This is a genomic window from Diaphorobacter sp. ED-3, assembly GCF_027625375.1.
Classification (GTDB): Bacteria; Pseudomonadota; Gammaproteobacteria; order Burkholderiales; family Burkholderiaceae_C; genus Diaphorobacter; species Diaphorobacter nitroreducens.
In genome coordinates this window covers 893,261-913,532 of the sequence record NZ_CP115182.1, presented here as the reverse complement: position 1 = coordinate 913,532, position 20,272 = coordinate 893,261, and the positions used below count along the sequence as shown (strand labels likewise).

Here is a 20,272-nt window from a genome sequence, read left to right as displayed (position 1 = left end):
TATCGGCGTCCTGGGGGCTGTATGGCTTATCTGCGCGCGCTGGTAGCGGTGCTACTTGCTGCCTTTTCTCTGACTGCGCATGCTGGTTATGCTCAACTTGCGCCGCCACCAGGGTTTTCTGGCGGTGCTGGTGCATTCGGCTATGCCGCTGCCGCTAATGATCAGGTGTTTGGGCGTGTCATCCACCAGTCTGGTGCGCTTACTGCAAACGTGGGCGGGCAGGCGGTCAGGATGCCTGCGGCATATAGGCTTGCGGCCAATGCTCCTCGTATAGCTGCGCAGGCTATTTTTTTGCATCCTGGCATTCGTACTGCGGCGGGGATCGCTTTATGGCTTGGTGCTGGCAAGCTCGTTTGGGATGCATCTGGCGGCATGTGGCGCGAAGTTGGGGATCAGATAAGTACTGATGGATTTGAATACGCCGCTGCTATCGATCCGCTGAATCGATGGTTCCCGAATCCCGATGGCGCTTGCGCGCGTGCTATTGCGGTTTATCAAGAAAATGCAGCGGCGGGTACTAGCTTTTCAATCGTTGGCTGTAATGCAAGTCATGTTACCTTTATCGCCACCTACGTTTGCGGTACTGGAGGCCGGACGTGCACGGCTGATCCGGATAGTACTTCTTTGATTAAGCGTGCTGCAACTGCGACGCAGTGCCCCTCCGGGTGGACGTTTTCGCCTGCTGGTTGCCTAAGTCCCGCTGTGCAGCAGCCTCGGTTTGAAGAGTTGTTGAACCCTGCTAATCAGCCGGGCTGGCCCATGCCCGACAGTGTTCCTCTTGAGCTTCCTCCGGGTACTCCTTTGCCTGTTGAGCAGCCCTTTATTAATCCTGAGCCTGGGCCGAATCCTGCGCATCGCCCGCAGTTTGTCCCTACTGGCAACCCTGTGCCGAATCCCAAGTATGACCCCAATAGCCCGGTGGGGCCTGCCAATCAGCCTTATTTGCAGCCTGGGGTGCGCATCGTCCCTAGCCCGACTCCTAGTAATCCGTGGCAAGTGGATATGCAGCCTGTGGATCGTCCGGTGGGGTCTGCTGACCCGAATCCACAGCCGCAGCCCGATCCTGAACCCGGTGACGGGGATAGGCCTAAACCCGAAGAGCAGCAGTCGTTGTGCGAAAAGCATCCTGACATCGTTGCTTGTCAGAAGTTGGGCGATGTGCAGCCTGAGGCGTTGGCGTCTAAGACGGTTCCTGTGTCGATTCAGAGGGAAGATGGTTTCGGGCCGGCGGATGGGGCGTGCCCCGCGCCGAAAGAGTTCGTCATTCTCGGTAAGCAAATGGCATTTCGGTGGGATTTGATATGCGATTTCGCAAGTGGCATTCGTCCTCTTTTGGTGGGGTTCGCGTACCTGAGTGCGGCGCTCGCGTTTCTCGGTCTGAGTCGTAAGGAGGTGTGAGCATGGAAGGCATTGCTGATTGGCTGGCGCGCATTTCCTGGCCGTTGGTGTCGCGGGTGCTGGTGGCGCTTGGTTTCGGATACACCACTTATGAAGGTGCGGATACGGCGCTGCGTGGCGCGTTGAATGGTGCAAAGGCGGCGATGACTGGCATGCTCCCTGAGGTGCTTCAGTTGCTGGCCATGGCTGGATTTTTTGATGCCATGGCGATCACTAGCGGGGGCATTGTTTCAGGGCTCGCGTGGATGGTCATGAAGCGTTTCGCGCTACAGACAACCGGCCAGGGGGCATCATGATTACGCTGCTTACAGGTGGTCCCGGTACGGGGAAAACTGCTGCGCTTGTTTCGATGCTGGAAGAGCTGGGCGCGGGGCGGCAGTTGTACGTCAATGGCATCCCTGAATTGCTCATCCCGCATGAAAAGCTGGAAGAGCCTGAGCGCTGGCCTGAGCTGGTGCCAGATGGGGCGGTTATCGTTATTGATGAAGTGCAGCGCATTTGGCGGCCTCGCGGTCCTGGTCAAAAGGTGCCTGATCATGTGGCGATGTTGGAGACGCATCGCCATCGCGGCCTGGATGTGTACATCATCACGCAGGGGCCTAATCTGGTTGATTCGAACGTGCGCGCGCTGGTTGGACGGCACGTTCACTTGCGTGACTTGGGAGTGTTGGGCCGCTGGTGGTACGAGTGGCCGGAATGTGCGGATAACTGTCGAACGGCGTGGAAGAATGCGCCGATTAAAAAGCGTTACAGACTCCCGAAGCACATTTTCAGTAAGTACAAAAGCGCGAGCTTGCACGTAAAGCCTGTGCGGTCCGTGCCCTGGATGCTTGTTGTCATGTTCGGCGCACTGGTGTCTGTTGGTGCGTTGTCCTGGCTCGCCTATCAAAAGATTGGCGAGCGGATGAATCCTAAGCCCGCTGCCGTGGTTGCAGCTTCGTCGGGTGCGTCTGCTGCGCCTTCTGCTGTGAATCCCGCCATGCAGGCCTCGCCGGCTGTAGATATGGCGGCTGCGCCGGATGAGCGCGTGGCGTTTGTTCCCCGGTTGTCGGATCGTCCTTGGACTGCGCCCGCCTATGATCATCTGCGTCAGGTCGTTCGCATGCCTGTTATCGCGGGTGGTGTGTGCATGGGTGGGCGGTGCGTGTGTGTGTCTAGTGACGGCGCTGAGCTTGAAGTGTCCAGTGAAGCATGTTCAAGCTGGATCAAGCGTAGGCCGTTTGATCCCTACACGCTCCCGCCGCAGGCTAGCGCGGTGGGCGCGGCTTCCGGTACTGTTTCGGAGAATATACGGTCTGAACGGGATCAAACTGGTTCTGCTCACGCCGCGTCCGTAACCTCACTGCCGATGCTTTCCGGCGTCTCGAACCCGCGCGCAGATTCCCTGCGATCTTCACCGCTGCCGCCAGGATCGCCAGTCCACCCAGTAGATGCCATGGATGGGTGATTGTCCATTGTGCCGCCAACGCTATTGAGTCCATTTCGGGGAGTGTAGCCAAAGCGGTTTTAAGGCGCTATTTGCGAAATTGGGGCGGTGGTATTGACGCTAGATTTTGGCGTTTCGTTCCCGGTGACGCAAAGGAGGGGGTGATGTTGGTCGGCTATGCGCGTGTTAGCACGCAGGATCAGGATACGGCTTTGCAGCGTGACGCGCTTGAGCGTCACGGCGTGCGTCGTGTTTTTACTGAGTCGGGCTCGGGTGTGGGGCCTCGGCCGCAATTGCAGGTGGCGCTTTCAACGCTTCAGCGTGGCGATACTCTTGTCGTTTGGAAGCTCGATCGAGTCGCTAGGAGCTTGCCTGATTTGCTTGCGATTCAGGGGCGGCTAAAGGGTGCGGGCGCATGTATTCGGAGTCTTACTGAGCCGCTTGATACGACAAGCCCTTTTGGGGAATTTACGTTTCAGGTGCTCGGTGCCGTGGCGCAGCTTGAGCGGTCAATGATCCGTGAACGGGTCATGGCGGGGCAGGCGGCGGCGCGTGCGCGTGGCAAGCGTTGGGGTCGTAGGCGCGTGCTTTCGCCGGATGATGAAGCGGAATTGGTTGCCATGTACTTGGCGGGCGGTCGCACTATGCGTGAGCTGGCTGATTTGTGGGGCGTTGGGATAGGCACTGTGAAGTGCGCCATCTATCGCGTGATTCGTCCCGATGCGCCGTATCTCACGCGTGCGAGGATTGGGGCGTAGCTGTCACGGCGCGCCTGTATTTTGCTTTAGCCAAGGTCGGTCCGAAGGGTTTTCCAGAATGTTTGCCATTCCAGCCGCATGGCTAGTCGTCTTGTTTCACCACGGCAAATAAATAGGGCGCGGAAAAAATCACGAGTGCACGAAAAAAGTACTTGGTTCTTTGTCATAGCAATCAAAGTGGGCGTTGAGGTCGAAAAGTACAATTTGCGTATGTTCAGAGCCCGTCAAATTCTAGTCAGGACGATTGTCCTTGCTGTGAGCACGGCAGCCTTCGCGGCCTGTGGCCAACGGGGTCCGCTTTACCTGCCCACGGACCCGGCTGCCGCGCAGCGCGCCACACTCCCTGAAACCCTCAACCCCACCGCCTCGCGGGCTCCCGCCTCGTCGCCAGCCGATTCCGCTTCCACCACCCGTCCATGACCCATCCCGTTCTGCCCGGCCACCCCCACTTGCACTACCACGACCAAGCGCTTCAGTTGGAGGGCCTTCGCCTTGCCGACCTGGCCCGGGAGTTCGGCACGCCCCTCTACGTCTATTCCCAGGCAGCCATGCTGGACGCCCTGGGGGCCTACCAGCGCGGGTTCGCTGGGCGCAAGGTGCAGATCTGCTATGCCATGAAAGCGAACTCGTCGCTCGCTGTCCTGCAGCTTTTCGCACGCCATGGCTGCGGCTTCGACATCGTTTCTGCCGGCGAACTGCAACGCGTGATTGCAGCCGGCGGCGACCCGGCGAAGGTGATCTTTTCCGGCGTAGGCAAGACGCGCGCAGAAATGCGCCAGGCGCTGGAGGTCGGCATTGGCTGCTTCAACGTGGAGAGCGAGGCAGAACTCGACGTGCTGAGCGAAGTGGCCCAATCCATGGGATTGCGCGCACCGATCAGCATTCGTGTCAATCCCAACGTGGACGCCAAGACCCACCCCTACATTTCCACGGGCCTCAAGGGCAACAAGTTCGGTATCGCCCATGAACGCACGGTTGCCACCTACCAGCGCGCAGCCGCCCTGCCCGGCTTGCGCGTGGTGGGCATCGATTGCCACATCGGCTCCCAGATCACGGAAGAGAGCCCGTATCTGGACGCCATGGATCGCATGCTGGACCTCGTGCAAGCCATCGAGGCCGCAGGCATCGCGATCCACCACATCGATTTTGGCGGTGGTCTGGGCATCGATTACAACGGCGACACGCCACCACGGGCCGACGCGCTGTGGGCCAAGCTGTTGGCCAAGCTGGACGCGCGCGGCTACGGTGACCGCCAATTGATGATCGAGCCCGGTCGCTCCTTGGTGGGCAACGCCGGTGTTTGCCTGACGGAGGTGCTCTACCTCAAGCCCGGCGAGCAAAAGAACTTCTGCGTCGTCGATGCGGCCATGAACGATTTGCCGCGGCCGGCGATGTACCAGGCCTACCACGCCATCGTGCCCCTGCAGGCGGCCACCCCGACGGCCGTGTCGCACGTGTATGACGTCGTCGGCCCGATCTGCGAAAGCGGGGACTGGATCGGCCGTGACCGCAACCTGGCGGTGGCAGCGGGCGATATGCTGGCGGTGCTGTCCGCCGGGGCGTACTGCAGTTCCATGGGGAGCACCTACAACACCCGCCCCCGACCCGCCGAGGTGCTGGTGGACGGAGCGCGAGCCCACCTCATCCGCACGCGCGAAAGCGTGAACGACATCTTCCGCAGCGAAAAGCTGGTACCGCAGGGCAACCCTTGATAACCATCAAGGAATAACCATTTCGCTTTGAGTACTATTGCACTTTCATTGCGGAGTCACGTGCATGCCTCAGGAACCTCTTGAACTCTACCGGGACAAGAACCACACTTGTCTGATGTTCTCGGACCTTGTCGAGGAGGATGGGCAGGCGGTTCAGGCCAACCAGTTCCTGATCGTGGACGACGACACGGGCGCCATCATCGACCCGGGCGGCAATCTGGCGTTCAACGAGTTGTTCATGGGCATGTCCAAGCACTTTCCGCCCCACAAGCTGTCCTACCTGATTGCGTCGCACGCCGACCCCGACATCATCGCCTCGCTGGACCGCTGGTTGAGCAGCACCAAGGCGACGCTGGTCATCTCACGCATCTGGGAGCGCTTCGCGCCGCACTTCACCAAGCTCGGCAAAACCGAGAACCGCATCATCGGGGTGCCCGACAGCGGCGGCCGCCTGCCGCTGGGCCGGCACGAACTGGTGCTGCTGCCGGCGCATTTCATGCATTCCGAAGGCAACTTCCACTTCTACGACCCGGTCAGCCGCATCCTGTTCACGGGCGACCTGGGCGTGTCCATGACCTCGGGCGCCGACGCACGCGTGCCGGTGACCCATCTGGCACCGCACATTCCACGCATGGAAGGCTTTCACCGCCGCTACATGGTCTCCAACAAGATCCTGCGCCTGTGGACGCGCATGGCGCGGCAACTCGACATCGCCATGGTGGTTCCGCAGCACGGCGCGCCCATCATGGGCAAGCCGGCCATCGACGACTTCTTCCAATGGCTCGACAGCCTGATGTGTGGCATCGACCTGTTTGATGACCGCGCCTACCAGATCCCCACGGGTCACATCGATCCCGTCACCCGCCAGGTGCGCCCTGCGCTGCAGGCCGTGCGCGCCTGAAGGTTTGATAGAAAATCGGCTCTAGCGCTTACCCAGAAAGCGCTAGCAGCTATCTAAATAATAGCAATCAGTCCGCACGGCGGCGCCGGCGCAACCAAGGCCGAGCGAGCAGCAACGCCGCCAGGATGGCGGCATAGACCGCCACCTCGACAAAGTCGTTCTTGCCCGACCGCATCCAGAAAAAGTGCAGGATCGCCAGCCCCGCGGCCAGGTACACGCCGCGGTGCAGTTGCTGCCAGCGCCGCCCGCCCATCCAGCGCATGGCCCGGTTGAACGACGTGGCCGCCAGCGCCAGGAGCACCGCAAAACAGCCCATGCCCACCAGGATGAAGGGGCGCTTGAGCACGTCACGAAGGATTTCCGGCACATCCAGCCCCATGTCGAACCAGCTGTAGCACAGCAAGTGGAGTGCCGCGTAGGCGAAGGTGTACAGCCCCAGCATGCGCCGAAAGCGTGCCAGCGGCGGCTGGGCCAGCGCCAGCCTCAGGGGTGTGACTGCCAGGGTGAGGCACAGCATGCGCAGCGTCCAGTCGCCCGTGGAGCGGATCAGGGCTTCGGCAGGGTTGGCGCCCAGGCGATCGGCGGCCGCCCCATACACCAGCCAGGCCAGCGGTAGCAGGCACAGCACAAACAGCACCGGCTTGGCTGCCGGGTGCAACAACACGCGCGCGCCCCAGCCGCGACCCGTCAGCGCGGGAGTATTGCCCGAAAGGCGTGCACGCGCCATCAGTAGAACTTGCGCAGATCCATGCCCGCGTAGAGCTGTCCCACCTGGGCCTCGTAGCCATTGAACAGCAGGGTCTTGCGCTTCTTGGCGAACAGTCCGCCCTCGCCGATACGCCGTTCGGTGGCCTGGCTCCAGCGCGGGTGGTCCACATCCGGATTCACGTTGGAATAGAAGCCGTACTCCTGCCGTGCAGCCTTGTTCCACGCGGTACCAGGCTCCTTCTCGACGAAGCGGATCTTGACAATGCTCTTGGCGCTCTTGAAGCCGTACTTCCACGGCACGACGATGCGCACCGGTGCGCCATTCTGATTGGGCAACACCTCGCCATACATGCCGAAGGCTAGCAGCGTGAGCGGATGCATGGCCTCGTCCAAGCGCAGGCCTTCGGTGTAAGGCCAGTCCAGCACACGCGAGCCCACATAAGGCATGGTGGCTTTGTCCGCCAGCGTGACGAACTCGACGTACTTGGCACTGCCCTGCGGCTCCACCCGCTTGATCAACTCTGCCAACGAGTACCCCACCCAGGGGATCACCATGGACCAGCCCTCGACGCAGCGCAGGCGGTAGATGCGCTCCTCCTGCGCGCTGAGCTTGAGCAGCTCGTCGATATCGAAGCGCCGTGGCTTGTTGACCAAGCCTTCCACTTCCACGGTCCAGGGGTGGGTTTTCAGGGTATGGGCATTGCGCGCGGGGTCGCTCTTGTCCGTGCCGAATTCGTAGAAATTGTTGTACGTGGTGGCATCTTGGTACTCGGTGACCTTCTCCATGGTCACCGCGCCCGGCACGGCGGACGGCGCACCCGGCAGGGGTGCGAGCCGCCCCGGGCGGCGGACTTGGTCAGCGAGGGCAACACGCCCTGCCCAGCCCGCCATCGCCGCGCAACCCGCACCCGCTGCCAGCAGGCGGAGCATGGCGCGTCGCTGCTCATAGACGGCGCGCGGCGTGATCTCGCCGGCGCAAGGGTGGATGTAACCGTTGTCTCGGGTAGGAATCAACATGGGGGTCCTTCTGGCAGCCGCATCTGCCACAGTCTGCATGAGACACAGACTGCCCGCAGGGCCCGCAGGTTCCCCCCTTGGACGCCGAGGGTTACAAGGTTCCGTAGCTGTGCAGCCCGCTCAGGAACATGTTCACGCCCAGAAAGGCGAAGGTGGTCACCGCCAGGCCCACCAGCGCCCACCACGCCGACATGGTGCCGCGCAAACCCTTCATCAGCCGCATGTGCAGCCATGCCGCGTAGTTGAGCCACACGATCAGCGCCCAGGTTTCCTTGGGGTCCCAGCTCCAGTAACCGCCCCAGGCCTCCGCGGCCCACAGCGCTCCCAGGACCGTGGCGATGGTAAAGAACGCAAAGCCCACGGCGATGGACTTGTACATCACATCGTCCAGGATCTCGAAGGACGGCAACCGCTCGGCAATGCGCCGGCGCGCCAGCAAGATGCCCGCCACGATCAGCGCAGAAACACCGAAATACACCATCCAGTAGCCACCGCCGTTGTCGGCCGCACCCTGGCGAAAGACGATGGGCTCAAAGCACAGCACCACGCCCAACAGCCACAGCGGTGCCAGTTTCCACCAGCGCGTTTCGCTCGCCTGCTGTTTGATCAGGTAGGCAAAGGCCACCATGGCCGACAGCGCGAAGGTGCCGTAGCCGATGAAGTTGGCCGGCACATGCAGCTTCATCCACCAGCTCTTGAGCGCGGGCACCAGCGGCTGGATCTCATGCGCCTCGCGCACGACCGTGTACCACAGCAGAAAGCCCACGGCGGCGCTCACCACCAGCATCACGAAGCCGCCGAGCGCGCAGGTTTCGTACTGCTCCTCGTAGTACAGGTAGAACACGGCCGTCATCCAGCAGAACATGACGAACACCTCGTAGAGGTTGCTCACCGGGATGTGGCCGATATCCGGGCCGATCAGGTAGCTTTCGTACCAGCGCACCATGGTGCCGATCAGTGCCAGCGCCACGGCCACCCACGCAATGCGCGAGCCGATGCGCATCATCGTCTGCCCTTGACCGCGCGAGAGCATGCCCACCCAATAGAACGCGGTGCTCATGAAGAACAGCATGCTCATCCACAGGATGGCCGACTGGCTCGACAGAAAGTACTTGAGTCCGAAGACCGTGTCCGCGCGCGCCAGGTCGCCCGCGCCATTGTTCTGGTACAGCCCGATGGCCAGCAGCGAGCACGCGGCCACCATCAGCATCAGTGTGCTCAGCGGGCGCCAGAACCAGCCCAGCCAGATCACGCTGGGAATGGAGCCCAGCAAAATGGCCTTCTCATACACATCCATGTACGCCGCATAGCGCTGCAGCGCGAACACGCCCCCCGCGACCACCAACAACGCAAACAGCCAGTCCCACCAGCTGCGGCGTGCGAAATACCCTTCGCTCAACGTGAGCGTGGTCGTGGCTGTATTCATGAGGCACCTCCGTGCGGGGATGTTCCGATCAATTGGGTGGTGAGCTGCGCGAATTCACGATCCGCGTCCAGCGTCTTGCGGTTGGTGGACAGCGCCATCGTCGCGCGAGCGCCAGTCTCCTGGGGTGCCAGCCATACCCATACGCGGCGTTCACGCACGTAGAGCATGGCAAACACTCCGATGATCAGCAGCGCGCAGCCCAGGTACACCACGTTCTTGCCCGGCGCGCGCGCCACCTGGAACACGCTGGCCTGCACCTGCTTGAAGTCACGCAGCTCGAACGCCAGGGGCACCGGATAGGCCTGTGCATCGCTCAGGCTCAACACCGCCTGCGTCATGAACGCCTGCGTTGCGCCATTCTGTGGCAAGGGGGCCAGGCCTGCACGTTCGCGGGTGATCTGCGCCAGTTCGAACAAGGCGCCGTTGAGGATGCGCACCAGCACCTCGCTGGCGCGGTTGCGCTCGTCTTCGGGCACATTGGCCTCCATGAAGTCCGATATCGCCTGCAGCCCGCCGCGCGGCCGGCCGCCCGCCGCAGCAGGCTCGTCGATCGCACCGGCGAACAGCGCGAGCGCGCGCCCCGCCGACTGCGCGAGTTGCTCGGCCAGCTCGGGGCGCGCCCCATCCACGGCCGCTGCCGCGTAGCGACGCACCGCCAGTTCGCGTATCTGCGGATCGGCCAGTGCCAGGCGCATGCGCAAGAAGCCGTCCATGCCACCCTCGGCATCCACCGGCACGCGCAGATAGCGGAAGGGCTCCGCGGGGGTCTCACGCACACCCAGCAAATACATGGGCTGACCGTCGCCCGTGTCCACGGGCAGCATGAAATTGTGGAACTCCCGCGCCTGGCCCGCGGCATCGCGCAGCTTGTAGGTGATGCTGGGGCCCACGTTGCGCAGTTCGCGCTTGCTCACGGTCTTGTTACCGGCACCCAGGCGCGATTCGATCGATTCGCGCAGATCCACCTTGCGCACGTCAGCGCCCGAACCGCTGGCGCCGGTATCGCCGAAGTTCTCCACATTGAGTACCCGCAGCCCCGTGAACTCCAGCGTCATGCCTTCGCCCGAGCCCGAGTGCGTGAGGCGCGTGGAGCCGCCGATCACGCCTTGCACATCGAAGGGCTCCGCGCCCGGCGCCATGGGACGCGCACGCAGGTGCACTTCGGAGCCGCCATCGTCAAAGCTGGATTGGTAGATTTCGATGCCCCGGTAGCTCACGGGATGGTTGACCTCCACGCGCGCCGGCGTGGCCTCGCCCGTGGCGCGGTCGTGGATCACGATCTCGCTGGCGAACAGCTTGGGCATACCGGTGGAGTAATGCTCCACGATGAACTTCTTGAGCTCGACGGCAAACGGCAGCTCCTGCAGCAGTACGCCGTCGGACTGGCTCAGGATGGCGGTGCCGGACTGCGTGCCCTCGGCCACCACAAGATTGCCGCGGAACGTGGGATTGCGCTCGGACAGCCGGTGTTCGGGCTTGACCTCGGAGATCAGGCCAGAGCCGGCATAGGGCGTCTTGCCACCAAACCACATCTGTGCCCGCACGACGAGATCGCCGTCCAGCAGGCCGCCCAGGCACACCAGCACGATGGCGCTGTGCGCGGCGATATAGCCCAGCTTGTTGGCGGCACCGGCCTTGGCGGCCACCATCCAGCCGTCACCTGCCGGGGTCTGGCGCTGCTGCAGGCGTACCTTCCAGCCTTTGGCAACCAGTTGCTGGCCCACGCGGCGCGCGGCCGCCTCGGGCGTTTCGGCCGCCAGCTCCGCACTGGCCTTGTGGTGGAACGCCTGCAGGCTCTTCTCGCGGATGTCTTCCTTGTAGGTGCGCAGATCCGCCAGATACTTGGGCGCATGGCGGGCAATGCACAGCGAAGTGCTGACCACCAGAAAGCCCAGGATCACGAGGAACCACCAGGCGCTGTAGACCGCGTTCAGCTTGAGCGCCAGGAACACCTCCGCCCAGAATGGGCCGAACTGGTTCACATAGTTGACGGCCGGCTCGTGCTGCTTGAGCACCGTGCCGATCACCGAGGCAATGCAGATCACGGTCAGCAACGCGATCGCGAAGCGCATGGACGCCAGCAGCTCGGTCATCGACCGCATGGCGTGCGTCCGGGGGGCGCTGCTAGGACCGAAAGTGGTGTCAGACATGAAAGACGCGAAGGCCGGGAGGAATCCACCTACGCCAGTCAACCCTGCGTGCGTAGGCCCATGAGAAAAGGCGGGCCATCCGTTCAGATGAGCCCGCCCGTCTTGGGTGCGATTATCGGCGGTAGGTTCCAAAGGCGCATCGGAGCACCCCTGGAAATTTGACGTGAATCAACGCAAACCGGCAATGTAGTCAGCCACGGCCTTGATCTCGCGGTCGTTGAGCTTGGCGGCCACGTCGCGCATCTGCACGTTGTTGCCACGCTTGCCGTCGCGGAAGTCCACCAGCTGCTTGACCGTGTAGTCGGCATGCTGGCCCGACAGGCGCGGGTACTGGGCAGGAATGCCGGAACCGTTGGGGCTGTGGCAGCCGGCGCAGGCGGCAATGTTGCGGTCCTGGATGCCGCCGCGGTAGATGCGTTCGCCCATGGCGACCAGATCCTTGTCCTTGGCAAAGCCTTCCTTGGCTTGCTTGGAGGCCAGCCACCACGACACGTTGCGCATGTCGTCCTCGGAGAGGATGGCGGCCATGCCTTGCATGATCGGGTCAGCGCGCTTGCCGGCCTTGAACTCCTGCAGCTGCTTGACCAGGTACTCCGGGTGCTGCTGCGCCAGCTTGGGGTTGGCTGCGATGGTGGAATTGCCGTCGGCGGCGTGGCAGGCGGCGCACACGGCGGCGTAGCTGGCCTCGCCCTTCACGAGATCAGGCTTCGCTGCCTTTTGCGGCGCCGGGGTTTCGCCTGCGGCAAGGGCCGAGGCAGCGGGGACTGCCAGTGCGGCAGCCATCAGCAGGGAGGCGAGCAACTTCATATCGGGGGATCTTGTGTTATGAGCGCAAAACCCCGCGATTCTACAATGCCCCCTGTTTCGCCCTATCCCTTGGAAAACCCATATATGCCGACCACATCACATGCGCCAGTTGCTGGCTCCCTCCCGCCAGCGCCGGACGCCAAGGTCGCCATGGGGTGGATGCACACCGCGCGCTTCCTGACGACGGCCGCGCAGTTGCACCATTTGCCCGCCATCGAGGTGCCCGAGATCGCCTTCGTGGGCCGCTCCAACGCAGGCAAATCCACCTGCATCAACACCCTCACCCAGCAGCGCCAACTGGCGTTTGCATCCAAGAAGCCCGGGCGCACCCAGCACATCAACCTGTTCGCGCTGGGCAAGCAGGGCGCGACGGACGCGGTGCTGGCCGACCTGCCGGGCTACGGCTACGCGGCCGTGTCGCGCTCGGACAAGCTGCGCTGGCAGCAAGTGATGCTGAGCTACCTGGTGAGCCGCGAAAGTCTCACCGCCATCGTGCTGCTGTGCGACCCGCGCCTGGGCCTGACCGAGCTGGACGAGGCGCTGCTGAACGCCGTGCGGCCGCGCGTGGAGGCAGGGCTCAAGTTCCTGGTGCTGCTCACCAAGGCCGACAAGCTCACGCGCGCCGAGCAGGCCAAGGCACTGTCCATCACGCGACTGCAGGCCGGCGGCGGTGAGGTCAGGATGTTCTCCGCGCTCAAGAAGCAGGGCGTGGACGAAGTGGCGCAACTGCTGTGGCAGTGGGCCCACCCCGTCCAAAAAGAGGATGCGGCCGTGGAAGCCCTGCCGCCATCTGAAGACCAAAACTGACGCCAGCGCCCGTCCATCAAGCGCTGGCAGCTATGAAAGGCGTAGCGTATGGCGGAGACGATCACCCACACACTGCCGCACGGCATCACGCTGCACTGCCGCGTGGCCGGCATGCCGGGGCGCCCGGTGCTGCTGTTCCTGCACGGCTTTCCCGAGGGCGCGTTCATCTGGGACGCGCTGCTGGGCCATTTCGCCGATCCGGCACACGGCGGCTACCGCTGCGTGGCGCCCTGGCTGCGCGGCTACGCACCCTCCAGCGCGCCGGCTGCAATAGAGGCCTACCGCCCCAAACATCTGGTGCAGGACATCGCCGCGCTGATCGCCCAGGAAGCCGGTGCCGGCACGCCGCTGGCGGCACTGGTGGCACACGACTGGGGCGGGGCCGTGGCCTGGAACCTGGCCAACCAGCATCCCGGACTGCTCAAGCGCCTGATGGTCATCAACGCGCCTCACCCTGGCGCCCTCTTGCGCGAGTTGCAGGGCAGTGCCGCGCAGCAGGAGGCCAGTGCGTACATGCACTTCCTGTGCCGCCCCGATGCCGAGTCGCTGCTGGCCGAGAACGATTTCGCGCGCCTGTTCGGCTTCTTTCGCCGCGCCGATGGCAGCGCGCCCGGCTGGCTCACCCCTGCACTGCGCGCGCACTACCGCGCGCAGTGGGCGGCGGGGCTTGCCGGGCCTTGCAACTACTACCGCGCCAGCCCGCTGCGGCCGCCGCTGCCCTCGTCTTCCCAGGACGACGGGACGCCGGACATCCGCTCCCTCACGCTGCCCGCCGACATGCTGCAGGTGCCCGTACCTACGCAAGTGCTGTGGGGCATGGACGACCCCGCGTTGCTGCCCGGTCTGCTGCAGGGGCTCCAAGCCTGGGTGCCACGCCTGCAGGTGCAGCAAGTGCCAGGCGCCACGCACTGGGTGGTGCACGAGCAGCCGGGGCTGGTGCGCGACACCCTGGCGGATCTTCTTCGCCAGGAACTATGATTTTCGTAGCTGCTAGCGCTTACCAGATAAGCGCTAGAGCCATTTTTACTGGTACACCGAATCCTGCCCCTCCGGGCGGGTCTTGAAGCGCTTGTGCACCCAGTAGTACTGCGCGGGCATGGTGCGGATGGCGGCTTCCAGCTCGCGGTTCATGCGCGCCGTGTCGGCCACATGGTCCTCGGTGGGAAAGTGGTCCCAGGCGGGGGTCAGCTCGGCCACGTAGCCCTCGGGCGTCATGCGGCTGTACAGCGCCACCACCTTGGCGCGCCCCAGGCGCGCAAAGCGCGACAGTGACGGGATGGTGGCCGCGTCCGGCATGGCGAAGAAGGGCACGAACACCGAGTCGTTCCTGCCGTAGTCCATGTCGGGCAGCAGGTACAGCAGCCCGCCCTTGCGCAGGCACGAGATGATGGGTTTCACGCCGTCGGCGCGGTTGAGCATGCGCACGTTGCCAAAGCGCTGGCGGCCCGCCATGAACCATGCGTCCAGCACCGGGTCGGGGTTGGTGGCGAAGATCGAGGTGAACTCACGCCGCGTGTTCAGCGGCAAGGCGAGGCCGCCCGCGTCCATGCTGTAGAAGTGCGGCGCGAAGACGATGGTCGGCGTGTCGCCTTCCAGCTCGTGCAGCGCGCCCACCAGCTTCACGCGGCTGCGCACCAGCGCCTCGGAGCCCGACCACAACCAGCCGCGGTCCAGGAAGGTCTGGCAGAACACCACGAAGGACTCGCGCGCCCACGCGCGGCGCTGCGACTCGGGCACCTCCGGGAAGCACAGGGCCAGGTTGCGCAGCGCCACCCTGCGCCGCGGCACGGCCAGCACGAACAGCACCCGGCCGATGAATCGCCCCAGCGCACGCAGCGCCGGCAGCGGCAGGCGACCCAGCAAATTCAGCAGCGCGATGCCCGCGCGCGCCATCATGCGCGGCCCTCCGGCGGTGCATCGGCCCCGGCAGAGGTATGCATCTCCGCGCGGGGCTGCTTGTAGCGGGCGTAGCCCCACAGGTATTGGTCGGGGCTTTGGCGGATGAGGTATTCCATGGCTTGGTTGAGCTGCAGCACGGCCGCGTCGAGTGTAGGCGCCAGCGGCTGGGGCAAATCCTCCAGGTGCAGCACATAGCCGCGTCCGCGTGGCAGGCGCTCGCACCGCGCCAGGATCACCGCCGCACCGGTCTGCTGCACCAGGCGCGCAGCCAGCGTCATGGTGTAGGCCGGGCGGCCGAAGAACGGCGACCACACCCCCAGCCCCTGCGGCGGCACCTGGTCAGGCAGCAGGCCCACCGCCTCGCCGCGCCGCAGCGCCTTGATCATCTGGCGCACGCCCTGCAACGTGGTGGGCACGGCCTGGATGCCGGGGCGGTTGCGCGCGGTCTGCATCACCTCGGCCAGCCAGCGCTGGCGCGCGGGCCGGTACAGGATGGTGATGGGGCCGTGCTCCGGCGACCAGCGCCGCGCCGCCGCCTGCACCGACAACTCGAAACAGCCAATGTGCGGCGTGAGGAACACGATGCCGCGGCCTTGGCCCCAGGCCCGTTGCACGCATTCGGCCCCGCGTATCTCGCAGGCCGGCGGCTCGGGCCACAGCCACAGACGCGGCGCCTCGGCCACCATGCGCCCCGCGTGCGCTATGGCCGCACGCACGTCACGCAAGGCATAGCCCGCGCGCGCGGCGTTGTCGATGAAGCGGCGGCGGTAGGTGGGCGATGCGCAAAACGCCACCCAGCCAAGCGCCGCGCCAATGACATGCAGCAACCACAAGGGCAGCGCGGAAACGAGCCGAAAGAGGGATGACATTACAATGACGGCCGTCGCCGAGTTAAATGAGCAACTTGCAGGGCGACGTTAAACACAACTGCTAAAGCGTTCGCCGAGGCTCCATGAGGCTCTGGGCAACGCCCAAATGCTGACAACACGGAGTTTATTCAAATGGCGAACGATTTCCTCTTCACGTCCGAATCGGTCTCTGAAGGCCACCCCGACAAGGTGGCGGACCAGATCTCCGACGCCATTCTGGACGCAATCTTCACGCAAGACCCCCGCAGCCGCGTGGCAGCCGAGACGTTGACCAACACCGGCCTGGTGGTACTGGCCGGCGAGATCACCACCAACGCACACGTGGACTACATCCAGGTGGCGCGCGACACCATCCAGCGCATCGGCTACGACAACACCGAGTACGGCATCGACTACAAGGGCTGCGCAGTGCTCGTGGCCTACGACAAGCAGTCCAACGACATCGCCCAGGGCGTGGACCACGCCAGCGACGACCACCTGAACACCGGCGCGGGCGACCAGGGCTTGATGTTCGGCTACGCCTGCGACGAGACGCCCGAACTGATGCCCGCGCCCATCTACTACGCGCACCGCCTGGTCGAGCGCCAGGCCCAGTTGCGCAAGGACGGCCGCCTGCCCTTCCTGCGCCCGGACGCCAAGAGCCAGGTGACCATGCGCTACGTGGACGGCAAGCCCCACAGCATCGACACCGTGGTGCTCTCCACCCAGCACAGCCCCGACCAGAGCGAGACCGCCACCAAGATGAAGGCCAGCTTCACCGAGGCCATCATCGAGGAGATCATCAAGCCGGTGCTGCCCAAGGAATGGCTGCAGGACACCAAGTACCTCATCAACCCCACGGGCCGCTTCGTCATCGGCGGGCCGCAGGGCGACTGCGGCCTGACGGGCCGCAAGATCATCGTGGACACCTACGGCGGCGCCTGCCCGCACGGCGGCGGTGCGTTCAGCGGCAAGGATCCGACGAAGGTGGACCGCAGCGCCGCCTACGCTGCGCGCTACGTGGCCAAGAACATCGTGGCCGCCGGCCTGGCGCGCCAGTGCCAGATCCAGGTGGCTTATGCCATCGGCGTGGCGCGCCCGATGAACATCACCGTGTACACCGAGGGCACCGGCGTGATCCCCGACGACCAGGTCGCCCAACTGGTGCAGGAGCACTTCGACCTGCGCCCCAAGGGCATCATCCAGATGCTGGACTTGCTGCGCCCCATCTACGCGAAGACCGCCGCCTACGGCCACTTTGGCCGCGAGGAACCCGAGTTCACCTGGGAGAGGACGGACAAGGCTGCCGCGCTGCGTGCAGCGGCCGGGCTGTAAGGCACGGCGACCCCCACCAGCGGGTGCGGCAGCCTTGCGGCACAAAGCCCAGGCGCTGCGCGCAGCGGCGGGGCTATGAACCCCGCGTCTGCGTCCAGGCAGTCCCTGAGCTTGGGGGCAGAGTTCATATCGCGCCGCGTTGCGAACGCAGACCAGTACGCCGCCGCGTGGCGCTAAGCGGCCGGCTTGTAATCCTGTGCAGGCGCGCGTGTCAACGCCGCGCGCGCTGCTGGCCGCTGGAGGTGCGCCGGCCGCGGTGGCGCAGGAACTGGGCTTTGAAGCGCCACTTCCACAACGCGTTCCGCGAAGGCGTGGCGACTGCGCCGGGAGATTCTCGGCGCTAAGGGCGGCGGCCTGCTGCAGGGCCGCAGCGATGCCCTGGGCAAGGCCGCGAATGCATGCCCCCGCAGACGCCATTTTTTTCCAATACACCCCCTGCCCCCCGCGTCCAGGCTGCCTGAGAATGCGCTGCTCACGCCCACCTGTTCCTGCTGCTGGCGGGCACGCCGCCTGTGCAGCAGCGGCTGTACAGCGCCTGGACGGTTGCCATCATGCTGAAAGGGAACTGCTAATGGCCGCTACAGAACGCACGGGCGCCGTGCTGCTGCCGATCGCCGGCGGCGTGGCGCTGCATGCGCTGCGATAACCGGCAGCACTGTCAACACCCTCCTACACGCTGCCGTTTCGCCAGATGACGGAGCGCCTGCGCCGGCGCCCCTACTCTGGTGCCCAGCCGCCGCACCCGCCGGCGGCCCATCCCAAGGAGGCCTATCCCATGCTCAAGTACGCGATCATCTTCGCCATCATTTCGCTCATCGCCGGCGCGCTCGGGTTCACCGGCGTGGCCGCTGGCTCGGCCGCCATCGCCAAGGTGCTGTTCGTGGTGTTCCTGGTATTGGCCGTGCTGTTCGTGGTGCTCGCGCTGCTGGGTATCGGGGCCGCGCGCAAAGCCATCAAATAGCGGTGCCGGCCGGATGCGGCCCCGCAGTTGCCTACACTGCAGGCCCTGCACGCTCGCATCCGCGCCATGACCCGCACCGTCCACCTGCTCGCCATCGATCCCCAGAACGACTTCTGCGATCTGCCCGCCGCGTGGCACTCGCGCGATCCCCATGGCGGCGCGGTAACCGTCCCGGCGCTGCCCGTTCCCGGCGCGCATGCGGACATGCAGCGCCTGGCAGCGTTCATCCGCGCGCAGGGGGCAGGTATCGACCACATCACTGTCACCCTCGACTCGCACCAGCGGTACGACGTGGCGCACCCCGCCTACTGGCAGCGCAGCGACGGGGGCGCGGTGGCGCCCTTCACCGCCATCACCGCTGCGCAGGTCCGCGCGGGTGCGTTTGCGCCGCGTGACCCTGCCGCGCTGGCGCGCACACTGGACTACCTGGACACGTTGGAAACCCAGGGCCGTTACACCCTCATGGTCTGGCCCGTGCATTGCGAAATCGGCAGCTGGGGCCATGGCGTGCATACCGACGTGCTGGCCGCGTGCAGCGACTGGCAGGCGCATCGCGTGCGCGCCGTGCAGTCCGTCTTCAAGGGCATGAGCCCCTGGACCGAGCACTACAGCGCCGTGCAGGCCGAAGTACCCGACGCGGCCGACCCGCACACCGCCCTGAACACCCATCTGCTGGACCAATTGGCCAGCGCAGACCTGCTGCTCATCGCAGGCGAGGCCAGCAGCCACTGCGTGCGCGCCACCACCGAGCACATCATCCAGCACCTGGCCCGCCTGCACCCCGGGTGGAGCCCGCGGCGCCTGGTGCTGCTTACCGATTGCATGAGCCCCGTGGCCGGCTTCGAGGCGCAGCATGAGGCCTTCCTGGAGGCGATGCACGCCCAGGGTGCACGGCTGGCGACTTCAAGCGAAATTTGCCTCTAGCGCTTATCCATCAAGCGCGAGCAGCTCACTTTTTTGAGAACACACGAATCGCCGCATGTACGACACCGCCATCCTCATCGGCCGCTTCGAGCCCGTCCACACCGGCCATCTCGCCCTGCTGCGCGAAGCGCTGGTGCAGGCGCGGCAGGTCATCGTCATCGTCGGCTCGGCCTTCCAGGCGCGCACACCCAAGAATCCGTTCACCTGGCACGAACGCGAAGCCATGCTGCGCGGTGCTCTGCCCGAGGGCGACCGCACGCGCCTCACCGTGCTGCCGGTGCGCGACTACTACAACGAGGCGGTGTGGGTGGAAGCCGTGCGCAACGCGGTGGCGCGCCACAGCCCGCCGCAGGCGCGCGTGGGGCTGGTCGGCCATTTCAAGGACGCCACGAGCAGCTACCTCAGCGCCTTTCCGGGCTGGGAATTGATACGCATGGAGCGCCAGGGCCGCATCGACGCGACCGCCATCCGCGACGCCTACTTCGGCGCCACACCCGCCACCGTGGCCCATGCGCTGCAGCCGCTGGCGCCCATGCTGCCGCCCGCCACGCAAGCGCTGTTGGAGCAATTCGCCCACACGCCGCACTTCGCCACACTGCAGCAGGAATGGCAGATGCTGCGCGGTTACCGCGCCGCCTGGGCAACGGCGCCCTACCCGCCCGTGTTCGTGACCGTGGACGCGGTACTGCGCTGCCAGGACCACGTGCTACTCATCCGCCGCGCCCACGCACCAGGGCGTGGCCTGCTGGCGGTGCCCGGCGGCTTCATCGAACAACGCGAGACGCTGTGGCAGTCCTGCCTGCGTGAACTGGCAGAGGAAACGAATTGCGCCCTGCCCGAGGCCACGCTGCGCGCGGCGCTGCGCAGTGTGACGGTGTTCGACCACCCCGACCGCAGCCAACGCGGCCGCACCATCACCCACGCGCACTACTTCGACCTGCAGGACGCTCCGCTGCCCCCGGTGCAGGCGGCTGACGACGCGGCGCATGCCGAGTGGGTGGCCATCGACCGGCTCGCGGGCATGGAAGAAGCGTTCTTTGAAGACCACTTCCACATGCTGGACCACTTCTTGCGCCTCACAGTCCACTGAGGCGGACGGAGAAGTGCGGCTGCCCTCCGCAGTCCAGCACCTTGATCGCAGGCCCTGCCGACACTGCGGCCTTGAAACTGTCACGAATGCCTCTATCATTAGCAC

At 64.9% G+C, this 20,272-nt stretch carries 20 protein-coding genes; 13 read left to right on the top strand and 7 right to left on the bottom strand.

What is annotated here, in order from left to right; all coding sequences use genetic code 11:
• The first annotated feature begins 21 nt into the window (after window positions 1-21).
• The 7 genes from PCQ86_RS04445 (at window position 22) to PCQ86_RS04415 (ending at window position 6,195) form a co-directional block, all read left to right on the top strand.
• Entirely contained in the window at window positions 22-1,398 is a 1,377-nt protein-coding gene (locus PCQ86_RS04445) for a virulence factor TspB C-terminal domain-related protein (RefSeq protein ID WP_270174965.1), read from the top strand.
• Between the two features lie 2 nt (window positions 1,399-1,400).
• Window positions 1,401-1,694 carry a DUF2523 domain-containing protein gene (locus tag PCQ86_RS04440; protein ID WP_270174964.1) on the top strand — a complete coding sequence of 98 codons (294 nt, stop codon included), beginning with the start codon at window positions 1,401-1,403 and terminating at the stop codon, window positions 1,692-1,694.
• Window positions 1,691-2,845: a zonular occludens toxin family protein gene (locus tag PCQ86_RS04435; RefSeq protein WP_270174963.1), complete on the top strand. Its 1,155-nt coding sequence runs from the start codon at window positions 1,691-1,693 to the stop codon at window positions 2,843-2,845. Before PCQ86_RS04440 ends, PCQ86_RS04435 begins: the two co-directional genes overlap by 4 nt.
• 143 nt (window positions 2,846-2,988) lie before the next feature.
• Window positions 2,989-3,582 carry a recombinase family protein gene (locus tag PCQ86_RS04430; protein ID WP_270174962.1) on the top strand — a complete coding sequence of 198 codons (594 nt, stop codon included), beginning with the start codon at window positions 2,989-2,991 and terminating at the stop codon, window positions 3,580-3,582.
• A gap of 78 nt (window positions 3,583-3,660) precedes the next feature.
• Window positions 3,661-4,002 (top strand): LPS translocon maturation chaperone LptM, encoded by a 342-nt coding sequence (lptM, locus tag PCQ86_RS19825; protein WP_442874543.1) that lies wholly within the window; start codon window positions 3,661-3,663, stop codon window positions 4,000-4,002.
• A complete protein-coding gene (gene lysA, locus PCQ86_RS04420) occupies window positions 3,999-5,294 on the top strand; it encodes a diaminopimelate decarboxylase (RefSeq protein WP_270174961.1) in 1,296 nt (431 codons plus the stop codon). The genes lptM and lysA overlap by 4 nt, the downstream gene beginning before the upstream one ends.
• Window positions 5,295-5,358: 64 nt before the next feature.
• On the top strand, window positions 5,359-6,195 hold the full coding sequence (locus PCQ86_RS04415; RefSeq protein WP_172206242.1) for an MBL fold metallo-hydrolase: 837 nt from the start codon (window positions 5,359-5,361) through the stop codon (window positions 6,193-6,195).
• A gap of 67 nt (window positions 6,196-6,262) precedes the next feature.
• On the opposite strand, the gene PCQ86_RS04410 is transcribed toward PCQ86_RS04415, so the two are convergent.
• The 5 genes from PCQ86_RS04410 to PCQ86_RS04390 form a co-directional block, all read right to left on the bottom strand.
• On the bottom strand, window positions 6,263-6,922 hold the full coding sequence (locus PCQ86_RS04410) for a sulfite oxidase heme-binding subunit YedZ (RefSeq protein WP_270174960.1): 660 nt from the start codon (window positions 6,920-6,922) through the stop codon (window positions 6,263-6,265).
• Entirely contained in the window at window positions 6,922-7,920 is a 999-nt protein-coding gene (gene msrP, locus PCQ86_RS04405) for a protein-methionine-sulfoxide reductase catalytic subunit MsrP (RefSeq protein ID WP_270174959.1), read from the bottom strand. The genes PCQ86_RS04410 and msrP overlap by 1 nt, the downstream gene beginning before the upstream one ends.
• Window positions 7,921-8,011: 91 nt before the next feature.
• Window positions 8,012-9,346, bottom strand: coding sequence for a c-type cytochrome biogenesis protein CcsB (gene ccsB, locus PCQ86_RS04400; protein ID WP_047350981.1), 1,335 nt, complete (start codon window positions 9,344-9,346; stop codon window positions 8,012-8,014).
• The gene (locus PCQ86_RS04395; RefSeq protein WP_270174958.1) at window positions 9,343-11,496 is read right to left on the bottom strand and encodes a cytochrome c biogenesis protein ResB; all 2,154 of its coding nucleotides are present in this window, start codon (window positions 11,494-11,496) and stop codon (window positions 9,343-9,345) included. The genes ccsB and PCQ86_RS04395 overlap by 4 nt, the downstream gene beginning before the upstream one ends.
• Window positions 11,497-11,664: 168 nt before the next feature.
• A complete protein-coding gene (locus PCQ86_RS04390; protein WP_011804161.1) occupies window positions 11,665-12,303 on the bottom strand; it encodes a c-type cytochrome in 639 nt (212 codons plus the stop codon).
• A gap of 84 nt (window positions 12,304-12,387) precedes the next feature.
• On the opposite strand from PCQ86_RS04390, the gene yihA reads away from it, so the two are divergent.
• Together yihA and PCQ86_RS04380 are read left to right on the top strand one after the other, a co-directional pair.
• On the top strand, window positions 12,388-13,110 hold the full coding sequence (gene yihA, locus PCQ86_RS04385; protein WP_047350979.1) for a ribosome biogenesis GTP-binding protein YihA/YsxC: 723 nt from the start codon (window positions 12,388-12,390) through the stop codon (window positions 13,108-13,110).
• Window positions 13,111-13,158: 48 nt separating this feature from the next.
• Entirely contained in the window at window positions 13,159-14,088 is a 930-nt protein-coding gene (locus PCQ86_RS04380) for an alpha/beta fold hydrolase (protein ID WP_270174957.1), read from the top strand.
• A gap of 45 nt (window positions 14,089-14,133) precedes the next feature.
• Here PCQ86_RS04380 and PCQ86_RS04375 read toward each other — a convergent pair whose 3' ends face one another.
• Together PCQ86_RS04375 and PCQ86_RS04370 are read right to left on the bottom strand one after the other, a co-directional pair.
• Window positions 14,134-15,006 (bottom strand): lysophospholipid acyltransferase family protein, encoded by an 873-nt coding sequence (locus tag PCQ86_RS04375; RefSeq protein WP_011804158.1) that lies wholly within the window; start codon window positions 15,004-15,006, stop codon window positions 14,134-14,136.
• Window positions 15,003-15,878 (bottom strand): lysophospholipid acyltransferase family protein, encoded by an 876-nt coding sequence (locus PCQ86_RS04370; protein ID WP_172206233.1) that lies wholly within the window; start codon window positions 15,876-15,878, stop codon window positions 15,003-15,005. The genes PCQ86_RS04375 and PCQ86_RS04370 overlap by 4 nt, the downstream gene beginning before the upstream one ends.
• Before the next feature lie 132 nt (window positions 15,879-16,010).
• Between PCQ86_RS04370 and metK the strand changes: the two genes are divergently transcribed.
• From metK to PCQ86_RS04350, 4 genes are all read left to right on the top strand, one after another.
• Window positions 16,011-17,192: a methionine adenosyltransferase gene (gene metK / locus PCQ86_RS04365; protein ID WP_047350975.1), complete on the top strand. Its 1,182-nt coding sequence runs from the start codon at window positions 16,011-16,013 to the stop codon at window positions 17,190-17,192.
• Between the two features lie 775 nt (window positions 17,193-17,967).
• Window positions 17,968-18,153: a DUF1328 domain-containing protein gene (locus PCQ86_RS04360; protein WP_011804154.1), complete on the top strand. Its 186-nt coding sequence runs from the start codon at window positions 17,968-17,970 to the stop codon at window positions 18,151-18,153.
• 66 nt (window positions 18,154-18,219) lie between these two features.
• Window positions 18,220-19,077: a cysteine hydrolase gene (locus tag PCQ86_RS04355; RefSeq protein WP_270174956.1), complete on the top strand. Its 858-nt coding sequence runs from the start codon at window positions 18,220-18,222 to the stop codon at window positions 19,075-19,077.
• A 55-nt stretch (window positions 19,078-19,132) separates the two neighbouring features.
• Window positions 19,133-20,167 carry a bifunctional nicotinamide-nucleotide adenylyltransferase/Nudix hydroxylase gene (locus PCQ86_RS04350; RefSeq protein WP_012655679.1) on the top strand — a complete coding sequence of 345 codons (1,035 nt, stop codon included), beginning with the start codon at window positions 19,133-19,135 and terminating at the stop codon, window positions 20,165-20,167.
• Window positions 20,168-20,272 lie beyond the last annotated feature (105 nt).